Source organism: Bacillus sp. TH17 (assembly GCF_016651125.1).
Taxonomy (GTDB): domain Bacteria; phylum Bacillota; class Bacilli; order Bacillales; family Bacillaceae_G; genus Bacillus_A; species Bacillus_A mycoides.
Map to the genome: position 1 here is coordinate 4,800,114 of NZ_JAEKEN010000001.1, position 15,288 is coordinate 4,815,401.

Here is a 15,288-nt window from a genome sequence, read left to right on the forward strand (position 1 = left end):
TATACCATCATTTACAGAACATAAATTCTGAAGACTGCACTTCATTATTCTCGAATTTTCAGTGGTTAAAAATGCTATATATTCCATGTCAAATTGACTTACTTTCTGAGAATGCTTTATACTAAATTACAAGTAAACTATGAAACTCAATGCTTGTAAAATATATATGATACAACAAAAATATATATTTTTTATGCTAAAACTAAAAAACACACCTTCATAATTGGTGTGTTTTTATATGTAACAACTTTCGAAGGAGGATTATAAATTTTTATGAGCATAAAGCCGAACAATAAGATTTTCTCAAAGAAAACTATAATGATTATTCCGATATTATTATTGTGTGCTTTTGCTTTTCATTATTTCTTTTTAACATCTAATCAAATCTTTTCTGGTACAGGTGATGCATTAAGCCAATTTGGTTTCTTTACATTTCTCCTGCAACATGCCTTTAAAGATGGTAATCTTTTTTGGTCTTTTGATTATGGATTAGGTGGAGATTTATTTGGAGAGTTTAGTTATTATTACAGTACAGCGCCGTTCTTCTGGATTACGCTGTTACTTCCTAAATTAAATATTGAACAAATCTATGATATGAAATTATACATGAGTATTTTAAAAAACTTTTTAGCTATGTTATTCATGTATGGTTCTTTACGTTATCATAATAAAACAATCTTCTCATCTTTTATTGCTGCTATTATGTATGGTGGATGTATTACTTTTATGCGCCATTCATTACTTTGGGATTTCATGGCTGATGCCATCGTATTTTTACCATTAGTAATATGGGGACTTGATAAATATATTATAGAAAAGAAACGTGGACTTTTCTTAGTAGCTGCTACTTTAATGTTAGCATCGAACTTTTATTTTGCTTTTATCACAAGTATTTTCATTTTCATTTACGCATTTTTCCAATACTTTGCCACACAGCAAAATAAAACAATCGTCTCTTTTCTAACCTATTATATTAAAATTGGATTATTATACGGTCTATCACTTGGCTTGGCTGCAGTTTGCTTTATTCCATCAGTCAATGCGGTATTTAGTGCGGATCGGTTAACGAAGAAATTTGATATACCTTTATTCTTTGAAGATACATTTTATAAAGATCTAATGGAAACTATCTTCTTCGTATATGATGCTGAAAATCATCAATTAGCTTTACCAGCTTTAATTTTATTCCTAATCATATTTGGAATGTTTATACGTGATAAACTTGTTAAAAATAAAGTATTCTTTACATTTTTCATGTTCATTCTGTTTATGCTTCCGTATACATACTCTGTATTTAATGGTTTCTCAGCAATGCAATATAGATGGCTTTATTTATTTGTATTTGTAATTGCTCAAACTATAGCATACATCTTAGATTGGATGATTGTTCATAAGAAAGAACATAAATTACCTTATATAATGAGTTCATTAGTATCAATAGGATTATTCATTTATGCATTTTATAGAAAAGTAAATATAAATGTAAGTGATAAACCTTTACAGGTAGTTGACAATATTTTAATCGGAACTATCGTTCTTTCTCTCATTACAGTATGTTTATGGCGTTATCTTTCTAAACCTTTCATACAATTTTTAGTTGTAGTGAACGTACTCGTTAGTACAATTTCCATGAATTACATGTATGCTAATAATATACTTAGTACCGCTTTCGGACAAAGCAATGCTACAAAAGAAGCTTTACATGTATCTGGCTATGATAACAAAGATGAGATTGCTGCCATTCGTTATATACAAGAATATGATAAGGACTTTTATCGTATTCTTAACCCAGGTAGCGCCCATAACACACCAATGTTACAAGGTTATCATGGTACAAGTACGTACCAAAGCTTGATTAATTATTATGTTCATGACTTTATGAAAAATAAATACAACGTATTCCAAGGGTTCGACACTCCTTCGATGTTCTTCCAAGTTGATAGTCGACTACTACTTGAAAATATGTTAGGTGTAAAATATCGTGTACTAAGCGCTGATACAGATCAAAAAAATATCCCATATGGATATAAACTATTAAAACAAGTAGGACCATATAATATTTACAAAAATGACTATGCTTTACCGTTAGGGTATGTATATGATTCTGGTATAAGTGAAGAAGAATTTTCTAAATTAAACTTCGCTCAGCGTGACCAATTATTATTACATGCTGTAGTCGTTAATAATGGAAAAGACTTTTCATTAACTCATTTTGATAAAAAGAACCTTAATTCAAAAGCGGTATCTATCAATATGGAAAAAGTACAACTAGAAAATATGGAAAAAGAGAATAATAAACTCATTGTCCACGGCAATGGAAATATGATTGTACCTATAAATTATCCTAATACTCCTGGAGATTTAATTGTAGAATTAAAGATAAAAAATAAAGGTTCATTCCATGCAGTGGTTAACGGGAAAGATATGGGGAAAGGTGAAGACACTGGTGCATACTCATATCCTTTAGAAAGATTTGTTTATAATTTAGGTAAAGACGATCGCCCAGACCAACTAACTATTTCTATTGATGCGCCAGGTGAATACGAACTTGAAGACTTACAAGCAAATATCGTAAATTACGAAGGTGTACAAAAAGAAACAAAAAAACTAACTGAAAATAGACTTCAAAATATTTATTATAAAAACAACTATTTAAAAGGTGAAATCAACTCAAAAAAGATGGATTACTATATTTATCTGTTCCATATAGTAAAGGTTGGACTATAAAAGTTGATGGAAAAGAAACAGAATTCACGAAAGCAAATTCTGCCTTTATTGGCGTACCAATTACAAAAGGAGCACATGTAATCGAAATGACTTATGTTACACCTTACTTTAAATTAGGTATGATTATATCAATTATTTCACTAATTATTTGTGTAGCCTTACTAGTTTTTACAAATCAAAAAGGACGCCGAAAATTGCCTTTTAAAAAGCAGCAATGAGCACTCAATAAATCATGAAGCTATCCAAAGCGGATAGCTTCATAAAAAATATTAAATAACGTTTTAACCATTATAAACAAGGAGGGTCAAAAATGACTCTTTCAATAGTCGTACCATGCTACAATGAAGAAAAGATGCTTCGAGCCTTTTATTCAGAGACTTCTCTAGAAATTCATAAATTAACTACCGATTATGAATTTGTTTTTGTAAATGATGGTAGTAAAGATGATACATTAAATATTCTACGTGATTTGGCAAATTCAGATGCAGCTGTTCATTATATATCATTTAGTCGGAATTTCGGCAAAGAAGCCGCTATGTTAGCTGGTTTAAAATACGCTACAGGTGATGCAGTTGTTATTATGGACGCCGATTTGCAACATCCTCCTACACTAATAAAAGAAATGTTAGAAGGATATAACGAAGGTTACGACCAAGTTATTGCAAAAAGAACAAGAACAGGTGATTCACCCGTTCGCTCTTTCGCTTCTCGTCTATACTATAAAGTGATGAATAAGTTTGTAGATATTGAACTAGTAGACGGCATTGGAGATTTTAGACTTTTAAGTAGAAGAGCTGTTGATTCTCTATTATCTTTAAGCGAATACAATCGCTTCTCAAAAGGTTTATTCTCCTGGATTGGATTTAATGAACTAATTATTGGATATGAAAATGTATTACGTTCTGATGGAGAAAGTAAGTGGACTTTTTCTAAATTGTTAAATTACGGAATAGATGGTGTTATCTCATTCAATAATAAACCATTAAGACTATCTATATATCTTGGATTATTAACAACTATTTTAGGGATTTTATACGTAATTACTACATTTATTCAAATTATTGTTGGTGGTGTTGAAGTCCCAGGATACTTCACTTTAATTTCCGCTATATTATTTATTGGTGGTATTCAACTCATTTTCCTAGGTGTTATGGGTGAATACATCGGTCGCATTTATTATGAAACAAAACGTAGACCACATTTTATTGTAGCTGAAAAGAAAGTTAGTGAAGTCAAACAAAAAGCATAATAAAAAAGTTACTTCTACCTAAAGAAGTAACTTTTTTTATACTAATATTTACATACCTTTTTTTGCATAGATATAATCGTTTCTTTTAGCCCGCTATAATAAGAAGTTTTAGGTATCTCACCAATATACCTCTCATATTTCTCTCCGCTTAATACAACAGGATTTTCTGTCAAATATAGCATTTCCACAAATTCTTTCATCTGCTTATCAAATAGTCCGATTAAATTTATCATACCTTTTTTTACTGTCATTACTGGTTTTGTATATCCCGTTAATTCTTGTATATGTTGAATCATCTCTTCACCTGTAATGACACCACAACCCGGTATGTTCCAATTTTGTCCATAGGCCTCATCACGTAAAGCTAATTCAACCATTGCTTTTGCACCGTCTGGTGTGAAAATATATTCACGAGCAATCTTTTTATCTCCAACAAAGCTTGATAACTTATTTGCAAGTACCCCATTTAAAGTATGATGAACAAGTGTACTTTCTGCATTTGGACCATAAAAATCAGGGAAATGTGCAATAAACATTTGTACACGAGCCTGTTTTGCCATCATTTCTAGCTGTAACCGAATTTTCCCTTTCTTCGTATGTGGTGCCTTTTTAACTTCTTCCACTACAAGTTCTTCCCCTTGCCTCCCATACGCATAAATATTATCAACTATCCCTAACTTACTGTCGTAATACATTGCTACTTCTAATATATTTTTTAATAATTTTGGTTGCTTCTTCTCCCAATCTGAATATGGAATGTTTACAGCATGAAATATAATATCAACGCCTTTCGCGGCTTCCATTATATCCTCCTGCATAAATACATCTCCCGCTACAACTTTCACATTTTCTTCTCCAGAAAATAATATCTCTAATTTCTCTTTATTCCTCGCAAAGGCCACTACATGAATTCCTCTGCTACATAATTCTTTTACAATTGCATACCCCATTGATCCAGATGCTCCTAGCACTAAAGCTTTTTTCATTATATATCCCCCCTAAATTAATTAACCGCTGTTCAATTAATATTAAAAAGAAAATCACTTACATAAGAAGTGATTTTGAAATAAACTCCACGTGTACTTTAGCTAATCCTTTTACTTCTTCAAATGTTTGATCATTCCCACAATAGTGTGCCACAAACCCATGTAATGATAGAAAAACAGACCATATTGTCATTACATTTACCTTCTCATTACACAAAGAAGATACAACAGTAGCAAATTTTTCGTAACTAACATTTGGGCCATCTGCTAAACATTCTTTTAACTCATCATCTCTAATTAAAAACATGATTTCATAATGACTTTGATTTTGCAAACCAAATTCAATAAAACCAAATAAAACAGCTTTCAATTGTTCCTCTTGTGGTAAATTTTGATCATTAATCTCATCTAATTTTTGATTTAGCAATTGAAAATCTTGCTCTACCATCGCATAGAAAAGCTCTGCTTTATTTTTAAAATGATAATAGATGGCACCATGGCTATATCCTAGTTCTGTTGCAATTTTACGCATTGAAGTATGCTGATAACCTAATTTTATAAATAAGTCTCTTGCTACATTCATAATCATTTCTCTCGTTAATTCTTGTTTAACTGCCCTTCTTGGCGACATTTTTCATACCTCACAATTTAATTGACCACTGTTCAATTAATATTATAACCTTTCCCCAAAAAAATACAATTAGTTTCTTACAAAAAGATACATTTTGAAAGGATAGCATTATACTCAATAATTTAGTATCATGATTCAAGGTACTATTTCAAGTTGGACGGAGGATACTATGAGCTTATTAACAGTAGAAAAACTAGGCCATACATTTGGCGATCGCACATTATTTAAAGATGTATCCATGCGTTTACTAGCAGGAGAACATGTCGGATTAGTCGGTGCAAACGGTGTTGGTAAATCAACATTTATGAATATTATTACTGGTCAACTTATCCATGATGAAGGCCGTGTAGAATGGACACCTGGTACAAATTACAGTTACTTAGACCAGCATACAATTTTAACACCTGGTCGCACAATTCGTGATGTATTAGCTGACGCGTTTTTACCTTTATTTGAAAAAGAAAAAGCTTTAAATGAAGTTGCAGAAAAAATGGGAACGGCAACACCGGAAGAATTAGAGGACCTTCTTGAGCAGATGGCAGAAATCCAAGATGCTCTCGAAGCAGGTGGTTTCTATTTACTAGATATGAAAATCGAAGAGGCAGCAAGAGGTCTTGGGATTGATGCAATCGGTTTAGATCGTGATGTTTCAGCACTAAGTGGTGGACAACGTACAAAAGTATTACTTGCAAAGCTATTACTTGAGCAACCAGAAGTGTTATTACTCGATGAGCCTACTAACTATTTAGACGTTGAACATATTCATTGGTTAACTAATTATTTAAAAGAATATCCACATGCATTCTTATTAATTTCTCATGATACGGAATTTATGAACAAATGCGTTGATGTTATTTTCCATCTAGAATTTACAAAAATGACGCGCTATACAGCGACATACGAAAAATTCCTAGAGTTAGCCGAAATTAATAAAAATCAACATATAAATGCTTATGAAAAACAGAAAGAGTTTATTAAAAAGCAGGAAGACTTTATTGCAAAGAACAAAGCTCGTTATTCAACGACAGGTCGTGCAAAAAGTCGTCAAAAACAACTTGATCGCATGGAGCGTATTGATCGTCCTGAAACAGCAATTAAGCCAGAGTTCTCATTTAAAGAGTGTCGTGCAAGTAGCCGTTTCGTCTTTGAAGGTGAAGATGTAGAAATCGGATATACACATCCGTTATTACCAAAACTAACAATGACAATTGAACGCGGTGAAAAAATTGCCATCGTTGGTTGTAATGGTGTTGGTAAATCAACATTACTAAAAACGATTTTAGGAAAAATTAAACCTTTAAGCGGTAAAACAAGTCTTGGTGACTTCTTAGAGCCTGCATACTTCGAGCAAGAAGTAAAAGCTGATAATATAACACCAATTGATGACGTTTGGAACACATTCCCTAGCATGGACCAACATCAAGTTCGTGCAATGTTAGCGAAATGCGGATTAAAAAATGAGCATATCTCTCGCCCGCTAAATCAATTAAGTGGTGGCGAACAAGCAAAAGTTCGTTTATGTAAGTTAATGGGTGAAGAAAGTAACTGGATCCTATTTGATGAGCCAACAAACCATCTTGATGTTACAGCAAAGGAAGAACTTCAAAAAGCTCTGAAGGCATATAAAGGGACAATCCTTCTTGTATGTCACGAACCAGAATTTTATGAAGGCTGGATTACAAAAACTTGGAATGTTGAAGAATGGTCACAAAATAATTCTTAATTATAATAGAAAATCCTTGCGTTCTATATGCAAGGATTTTTTATATTATAGTATGCCGTAAGCCTCAATCGAAACTCATTTAAACTAGGATATACCGCTAAATTAGCAAGCATACCTCTAATGACTGGAATTCTTGGATTTTGCAATCTCATTTCTGCTTCTAAAACATCTAAAGTTACAAGTAACTCATCATTTTCTAATTGATCAGCTAATGTTCGTTTAAATACAATAATTTCACTTAGAAAATGTTCCTTCACCTGTTCCTTAATAAGCTCGGAACTACAAAGAAATTCTCCTAGTCTCTCTTCATGTAGGACAGGTTCCTCCGAAGATTCTAGAAGCCCCTCTACTAAATTGTCTATCCTTTTTAAAATAAAAGCTGAGACATAGGACAAATCAATTTCTGGTGCATTTAAAATAATTAATTCTAAATACCCACGGCATATCCCTTCCACCATAATTACTAGATCTAACAAGTATGGAATAACCTTTTCACCATAAATGAACAGTAAGCTATTCCGATAAAATGCATGAGACTCTAATTTCATCCTCATCATAAACTCTTCTACTTCTTTATTAAACGGAATTGCATTTTCTCTTGCATGCATAATAATAAATTCTTTATGTTTTTGCACATCAGTAAACTGACAATATAATTGTTTTTCAAATTTTTCACGTGGTAATAAAGATTCTTTTTCAATATCCAGCATTTTCTTCTGAATCTTGTCATAATAATATCGAAGTGTGGCCAATAATAACTCGTCTTTTGATTTGAAATATAAATAAAAAGCTCCTTTTGATATACCACATGCGGTTACGATTTCTTGTACTGACGTTGCATTTACACCCTTAGTTGCAAATAACCTCATAGCCATCTCTATAATTAAGCGCTCTTTTTCTTTCATATTCTCTCTCCTAAATTTAATCTCGCATCTTATGTAAATTCAAACTTGATTTTATTCCACATTAACTGAAAATAAAACTCCCCATCTAAAATTTAATGGAGTAAATGGTTTATATAGAAGCCTTTCCATCTATAAAATCCGGTTAGTAAAAGCCAATGATCAGAAAAAGAATAGGAAACCGACTACTTACAGTTTAATTTTATTATACCATCTCTTTTCATTGACGACTGACCAATCGGTCAGTTATATTATGTATTAGACTGACCGATTGGTCAATATAATAAAAAGGGAGCGCAAACATGAACAAAATCATCAATTTCACGTTAAAAAATAAGTTCGCAGTTTGGCTACTAACCATTATTGTTACTATTGCGGGTATTTATTCTGGACTCAATATGAAGCTGGAAACAATTCCTGATATTACAACACCGATTGTAACAGTAACCACGGTTTATCCTGGTGCTACACCAGAAGAAGTAGCTGATAAAATTTCAAAACCAATGGAAGAGCAACTCCAAAATTTAAGCGGTGTAAACGTTGTTAGTTCATCATCTTATCAAAACGCATCTTCTATTCAGGTAGAATATGATTTTGATAAAAATATGGAAAAAGCCGAAACGGAAATTAAAGAATCGCTCGCAAACGTGAAACTGCCAGAAGGTGTGAAAGACCCGAAAGTCTCACGAGTAAACTTTAATGCCTTTCCTGTTATTTCATTAAGCGTAGCGAGTAAAAATGAATCTTTAGCTGCCTTAACAGAAAATGTAGAAAAAAATGTTGTTCCTGGATTAAAAGGACTTGATGGTGTCGCATCTGTTCAAATCGCAGGTCAACAAGTAGACGAAGTACAGCTTGTCTTCAAAAAAGATAAGATGAAAGAATTAGGTTTAAGTGAAGATACTGTAAAAAATATGGTTAAAGGTTCGGACGTATCGTTACCACTTGGCTTATATACATTTAAAGATACGGAAAAATCAGTTGTTGTCGATGGTAACATTACAACAATTAAAGCATTAAAAGAATTAAAAATTCCAGCTATCCCTTCATCACCGAATGGTCAAGGTAGCCAAAACACTGGTGCTGGAACACAAGCACCACAGATGAATCCGGCCAATATGAATGGCATACCAACGGTTACATTAGAAGAGATTGCTGATATTAAAGAAGTTGGAAAAGCGGAATCCATTTCTCGAACGAATGGAAAAGAAGCAATCGGTATTCAAATTGTGAAGGCTGCTGATGCGAATACAGTTGATGTTGTAAATGCAGTTAAAGATAAAGTAAAAGACCTTGAGAAAAAATATAAAGACTTAGAGATTATTTCAACATTCGATCAAGGTGCGCCTATTGAAAAATCAGTCGAAACAATGCTTAGCAAAGCTATTTTCGGTGCTATCTTTGCGATTGTTATTATTATGTTGTTCCTGCGAAACATTCGAACAACACTAATCTCTGTCGTTTCTATACCACTTTCTTTATTAATTGCAGTTTTAGTAATAAAACAAATGGATATTACCCTTAACATTATGACACTTGGAGCAATGACAGTTGCTATTGGACGCGTTGTTGATGACTCAATTGTTGTTATTGAAAATATTTACCGACGTATGTCTTTATCAGAAGAGAAATTACGTGGGAAAGATTTAATTCGTGAAGCTACGAAAGAAATGTTTATCCCGATTATGTCTTCTACAATTGTAACAATCGCTGTATTCTTACCTCTTGGGCTTGTAAAGGGTATGATTGGTGAAATGTTCTTACCATTTGCTTTAACAATTGTTTTTGCCCTACTTGCTTCCTTACTTGTGGCAGTTACAATTGTACCGATGCTAGCACATTCCTTATTTAAGAAGGAAAGCATGAGAGAAAAAGAAGTACATCATGAGGAAAAACCAAGCAAATTAGCAAACGGCTATAAACGTATACTTGAATGGGCGTTAAACCATAAAATTATTACATCAAGTATCACAGTCCTCCTATTAGTAGGCAGCCTTGCACTTGTACCAATCATCGGTGTCAGCTTCTTACCATCTGAAGAAGAAAAAATGATTATCGCAACTTACAAACCTGAGCCAGGTCAAACGTTAGACGACGTTGAAAAAATTGCAACGAAAGCTGAAAAGCATTTCCAAGATAAAAAAGACGTCAAAACGATTCAATTCTCATTAGGCGGCGAAAACCCAATGAGCCCTGGTCAAACAAATCAAGCGATGTTCTTCGTTCAATATGATAACGATAAGAAAAACTTTGAAAAAGAGAAAGAACAAGTCGTTAAAGATTTACAAAAGATGTCTGGAAAAGGTGAATGGAAAAACCAAGATTTTGGAGCAGGTGGCGGTAGTAACGAAATTAAGCTATACGTTTATGGAGATAGCTCTGAAGAAATTAAGCCTGTCGTGAAAGACATTCAAAATATCATGAAGAAAAATAAAGATTTAAAAGACATAGACTCTAGTGTTGCAAAAACATATGCAGAATATACTTTAGTCGCTGATCAAGAAAAGTTAAGTAAAATGGGGCTAACTGCTGCTCAAATTGGAATGGGACTTTCTAATCAACATGACCGCCCTGTTCTTACAACAATTAAAAAAGATGATAAAGATATAAATGTATATGTAGAAACTGAAAAACAAAACTATGAAACGATCGATGACTTAACAAATCGTAAAATTACAACACCACTTGGTAATGAAGTTGCTGTTAAAGATGTTATGACTGTAAAAGAAGGTGAAACTTCTAACACAGTAACACATCGTGATGGCCGTGTTTATGCGGAAGTTAGTGCAAAACTAACATCTGATGACGTTTCAAAAGCATCTGCCGCTGTTCAAAAAGAAGTAGATAAAATGGATCTTCCTTCTGGTATAGATGTTTCTATGGGTGGTGTTACACAAGATATTCAAGAATCATTCAAACAACTTGGCTTAGCGATGTTAGCTGCGATTGCCATTGTATACTTCGTTCTTGTTGTTACATTTGGCGGTGCCCTTGCACCATTCGCAATTTTATTCTCGCTACCATTCACAATCATTGGTGCACTCGTTGCCTTATTAATCTCTGGCGAAACGTTAAGCGTATCTGCGATGATTGGGGCTCTTATGCTAATTGGTATCGTTGTAACGAACGCAATCGTGCTCATTGACCGTGTTATTCATAAAGAAAATGACGGCCTATCAACACGTGAAGCATTATTAGAAGCTGGTACAACACGCCTGCGTCCTATCTTAATGACTGCAATTGCAACAATCGGGGCTCTTATCCCGCTTGCATTAGGATTTGAAGGTAGCGGCTTAATTTCTAAAGGACTTGGCGTAACAGTAATTGGTGGATTAACAAGTTCAACGTTATTAACACTTCTTATTGTTCCAATCGTTTATGAAGCATTAAGCAAATTTAAAAAGAAAAAAGTAAAATAAAAAAATAACCTCGCTGACTGCGAGGTTATTTTTTATTCCCAAACAAGATTAGGAAATCACCATATCCTTCTTTTTCTAAATCTTCTTTTTGAATAAAGCGTAGCGCTGCCGAATTAATACAATAACGAAGGCCGTTTTGTCCTGGGCCGTCTGGAAATACATGCCCAAGATGTGAATCTCCTTCTTTACTTCTCACTTCCGTACGCGTCATATTATGGCTAACATCCATTTTTTCTTTCAAACTAGCTGACATAACTGGTTTCGTAAAACTCGGCCATCCACAGCCGCTATCGAACTTATCGAAAGAAGTAAATAATGGTTCCCCCGAAACAATATCTACATAAAGCCCTTCTTCTTTATGATTCCAATACTCATTTTGAAAAGGCGGTTCTGTCCCATTTTCCTGTGTTACATAAAACTGCATCTCGTTTAATCTTTCTTTTAAATGAGCATTATTCTTTGGCCAATGTTGTTTAATAAAAGCATCTCGACCTGAGCCTTTACGATATAACTCATAGCGAAATGTATTCTTCTTATAATATCCTTGGTGATATTCTTCAGCTGGATAAAACGTAGCAGCTGGCAATATTTTTGTCGCAATTGGCTTCGGAAAATTCCCACTTTTCTCGAGCTCTTCTTTTGAAGCCTCTGCCTTTTTATGTTGTTCTTCATTATGATAAAAAATCACCGTTTCATAAGACTGTCCACGGTCGTGGAATTGTCCCCCTATATCAGTCGGGTCAATTTGTCTCCAATATATATTTAACAACTCTTCATACGGCATTTTATTTGCATCAAATGTAATTTGTACTGCTTCATAATGCCCAGTTGTTTCCGAGCACACTTCTTTATACGTTGGATCCTCTTTATGGCCACCTGTATAGCCTGAAACAACCTGTATAATCCCTTCCATCTCTTCAAATGGCGAAACCATACACCAGAAACACCCTCCGGCAAACGTAGCTAACTCTATCTTTTCATTTACAGCCATTATTTCACCCCTATTCTATCTTCTCCTTACAGTATGGCATAAGGAACGTCATGTTATAAAAGAAAAAGCATCGAACATCGATGCTTTTTCTTTACTTCACTTTATTTTTTTCCAACGTCCTTCTCCATTTCATCACTTGTCACATCTAAGACATCTAATAAGAAAATGAAGATTGGAATACCGATAATAAGTCCCCACACACCTAAGAAATGCTCAGAGAAAATTAATATCATAAATGTGTAGAAGATTGGTAAGTTTGTTTTTTGAGACATAAACTTCGGATTTAATACATAACTCTCAAGTGCATGAATTACTGTTACGATAACTACAATATAAACGACATACATAATACCGCCAATATTGTAAGCAATCATACAGAGTGGGAATAACGAGATAATAACACCCGCCACTGGAATTAAACCAAGCAAGAAAATCATTAACGCTAAACCTAGTAATTGCGGGAATCCTAATATCCATAATGCAATAACAGATAAAACACAGTTAACAATTGCAATTAAAAATTGTGCTTCGATTACTTTTCCAAATGAACGTGCAAATTTCTTTCCGAAATACTCTATTTCGTTATAGAAAATTGCAAGTCGGCTTTCTTTAAATTTTGAAGTAAAAGCAACGATACGTGCTTTTTCAAGTAAGAAAAATAAGCTTAAAATTACAGAAAGTAAAACTTGAAGGCCAAATTTCCCAACATTCGTAATAGATTTATACAAAATGTCTACGCCTTGCCCCACATATTTAGAAAGCTCCATATGATTAACAGCATTAACTGCATACTTAATTAATTCACTATCAGGTGGATTTCTTAAAAATACATTAAATTGATAAATCAATTGTGAAATTTGTATTGTTAATACCGGTAAATATTTAAATAGCGTAATGGCAATTCCTGCCACTAACATTACATATAAAAGCGCTATAATAATTTTTCGATTAATTGGCATGAAATGATCTAATTTACGAGAAATAAACTTTTGGAATCGATCCATTAAATACGTTAACATAAACGTAATTAAAATTAAATTTAACATACTTTGCATCCCATACAATATGAGAGCAAGTAATACTAATACGATTAACCTCTGAAATCCTTTGCTTTGAAACAGGTTTTTTATTTGCATAATCGACGAGTACTCTCTCCTGTCCTATAAAGTAAAACGTTAACAAGTAGATCTCTCTCTATTCTCTACTTATAATTATCCTTTAATATTAAAGCCATTGCGAGCAATTTATATTCAACCCTAACCACCCGTTAATTGTGCTATATATTATGTTACTTCTTATTTTACAATACAATGACCTATTTCAGAACGCATTATACGTAGTATTAATGAAGATTTAAGGAAACTTTTATCCTTCAATAGGTCTTACCACTACTGTAACATAAAAAGCAAGCTATCAGTAGAAATCCGTCCTACAAATAACTTGCTTTTATATTTTTTTTAGTAAGTTTTATCATCCAATAAACGGCATGAACATTGGAATAACCACCACCGTTACGACACCAACCACTGTCACAGCGATACTGGCCATAGCTGCTTCTACTTCACCCATTTCGATACCTACTGCAACCCCTAACGCATGTCCTGCTGTTCCAAGCGCTAAACCTTTAGCAATCGGGTGTTTCACTCTAAATGTTTTTAAGAATAACGCACCTAATGCGTATACGATAACAGCATTAAAAATAACTGCAAATGATGTAATTGCTGGAATACCACCGATACTTTCAGAGATTGGTAATGCAATTGCTGTTGTCGCTGCCTGTGGTAGCATTGAGTTCATTACAGCTGTATTTAAACCAATTACTTTTGCGACAATGAACACCACAACCACTGAACAAATAGATCCAACCACGATAGCCGATAAAATTTGCCACCAATATTTTTTTAACTTATCAACTTGTTTATATAATGGAATTGCAAACGCGATTGTTGCTGGTTCTAAGAAGAAGCTAATCATTTTTCCGCCAGTATTATATTCTTCAAAAGTAAAGTTACCTACTTTTAGAAAGAAAATCCCTAATACCATCGCTACGAATAATGGTGTGAATAAGAAGAATCCTTTTGAATGCTTAAATAATAATGTTCCGATTCCGTATGCGATTAATGAAACGACGATTCCGAAATATGGAGTCATTGTGCTTGCCATGTTCATTCCCTCCTAACAATATATACTAAATTGGTTACGCAACTTTTCCGTGCTTGCGTCCTTTATTTACTACTTTCAATTCTTTCGTATCTTCTATTTCTTTATCGTCTTTTCCTAAAATAAATTGTGCAAATAATCCTGTTACAGCGAGTAAAATAATTGTTGCGACAACAATTACAGTTAAAATTTGTATAAAATATTGTCCCATTACACCGAGAGAATTAATAACCGAAATACCTGATGGAACGAAAAGGAATCCGATAATACCTGTTAAAGCCGTTCCGAGTGATTCAACTTGTTCCGATTTAATAACTTTTAAACATAATAGGCTAAATAAAATAACTAATCCGATCACCGATGAAGGCATCGGAATTGGTAAATGCGTTGCAATAATATTAGAAACTAACATAATAGCTGAAAATATGAATGCTTGTGATAAGAAACTATATACTTTTTTCGTACTCATTTTGGCCACCTCTTTCGATTTGGTACCTTTA

Annotated in this window: 10 protein-coding genes and 1 pseudogene; 4 read left to right on the forward strand and 7 right to left on the reverse strand. The window is 33.4% G+C overall.

The window, feature by feature from the left end; all coding sequences use genetic code 11:
* Positions 1-273 precede the first annotated feature (273 nt).
* Positions 274-2,945: pseudogene (locus tag JFT95_RS24690) on the forward strand (YfhO family protein).
* Between the two features lie 92 nt (positions 2,946-3,037).
* Positions 3,038-3,976 carry a glycosyltransferase family 2 protein gene (locus JFT95_RS24695; RefSeq protein ID WP_201053478.1) on the forward strand — a complete coding sequence of 313 codons (939 nt, stop codon included), beginning with the start codon at positions 3,038-3,040 and terminating at the stop codon, positions 3,974-3,976.
* Positions 3,977-4,017: 41 nt separating this feature from the next.
* Here JFT95_RS24695 and JFT95_RS24700 read toward each other — a convergent pair whose 3' ends face one another.
* Positions 4,018-4,962, reverse strand: a complete 945-nt coding sequence (locus tag JFT95_RS24700; RefSeq protein ID WP_201053480.1) for an SDR family NAD(P)-dependent oxidoreductase — start codon at positions 4,960-4,962, stop codon at positions 4,018-4,020.
* Between the two features lie 58 nt (positions 4,963-5,020).
* Positions 5,021-5,593, reverse strand: a complete 573-nt coding sequence (locus JFT95_RS24705; RefSeq protein WP_002130146.1) for a TetR/AcrR family transcriptional regulator — start codon at positions 5,591-5,593, stop codon at positions 5,021-5,023.
* Positions 5,594-5,762: 169 nt separating this feature from the next.
* On the opposite strand from JFT95_RS24705, the gene JFT95_RS24710 reads away from it, so the two are divergent.
* Positions 5,763-7,316 (forward strand): ABC-F family ATP-binding cassette domain-containing protein, encoded by a 1,554-nt coding sequence (locus tag JFT95_RS24710; RefSeq protein ID WP_002130147.1) that lies wholly within the window; start codon positions 5,763-5,765, stop codon positions 7,314-7,316.
* A 23-nt stretch (positions 7,317-7,339) separates the two neighbouring features.
* On the opposite strand, the gene JFT95_RS24715 is transcribed toward JFT95_RS24710, so the two are convergent.
* Complete coding sequence (locus JFT95_RS24715; protein ID WP_002167294.1) at positions 7,340-8,221, reverse strand: TetR/AcrR family transcriptional regulator; 882 nt, start codon at positions 8,219-8,221, stop codon at positions 7,340-7,342.
* Between the two features lie 299 nt (positions 8,222-8,520).
* Between JFT95_RS24715 and JFT95_RS24720 the strand changes: the two genes are divergently transcribed.
* Positions 8,521-11,637 (forward strand): efflux RND transporter permease subunit, encoded by a 3,117-nt coding sequence (locus JFT95_RS24720; protein WP_201053482.1) that lies wholly within the window; start codon positions 8,521-8,523, stop codon positions 11,635-11,637.
* 25 nt (positions 11,638-11,662) lie between these two features.
* Here JFT95_RS24720 and msrB read toward each other — a convergent pair whose 3' ends face one another.
* From msrB to lrgA, 4 genes are all read right to left on the reverse strand, one after another.
* Positions 11,663-12,628 (reverse strand): peptide-methionine (R)-S-oxide reductase MsrB, encoded by a 966-nt coding sequence (gene msrB / locus JFT95_RS24725; protein ID WP_201053484.1) that lies wholly within the window; start codon positions 12,626-12,628, stop codon positions 11,663-11,665.
* Positions 12,629-12,729: 101 nt separating this feature from the next.
* Positions 12,730-13,764 carry an AI-2E family transporter gene (locus JFT95_RS24730; RefSeq protein WP_002016425.1) on the reverse strand — a complete coding sequence of 345 codons (1,035 nt, stop codon included), beginning with the start codon at positions 13,762-13,764 and terminating at the stop codon, positions 12,730-12,732.
* Between the two features lie 334 nt (positions 13,765-14,098).
* Positions 14,099-14,791: an antiholin-like protein LrgB gene (lrgB, locus tag JFT95_RS24735; protein WP_201053485.1), complete on the reverse strand. Its 693-nt coding sequence runs from the start codon at positions 14,789-14,791 to the stop codon at positions 14,099-14,101.
* 34 nt (positions 14,792-14,825) lie between these two features.
* Positions 14,826-15,257 (reverse strand): antiholin-like murein hydrolase modulator LrgA, encoded by a 432-nt coding sequence (gene lrgA, locus JFT95_RS24740; protein ID WP_201053486.1) that lies wholly within the window; start codon positions 15,255-15,257, stop codon positions 14,826-14,828.
* Positions 15,258-15,288: the final 31 nt, after the last annotated feature.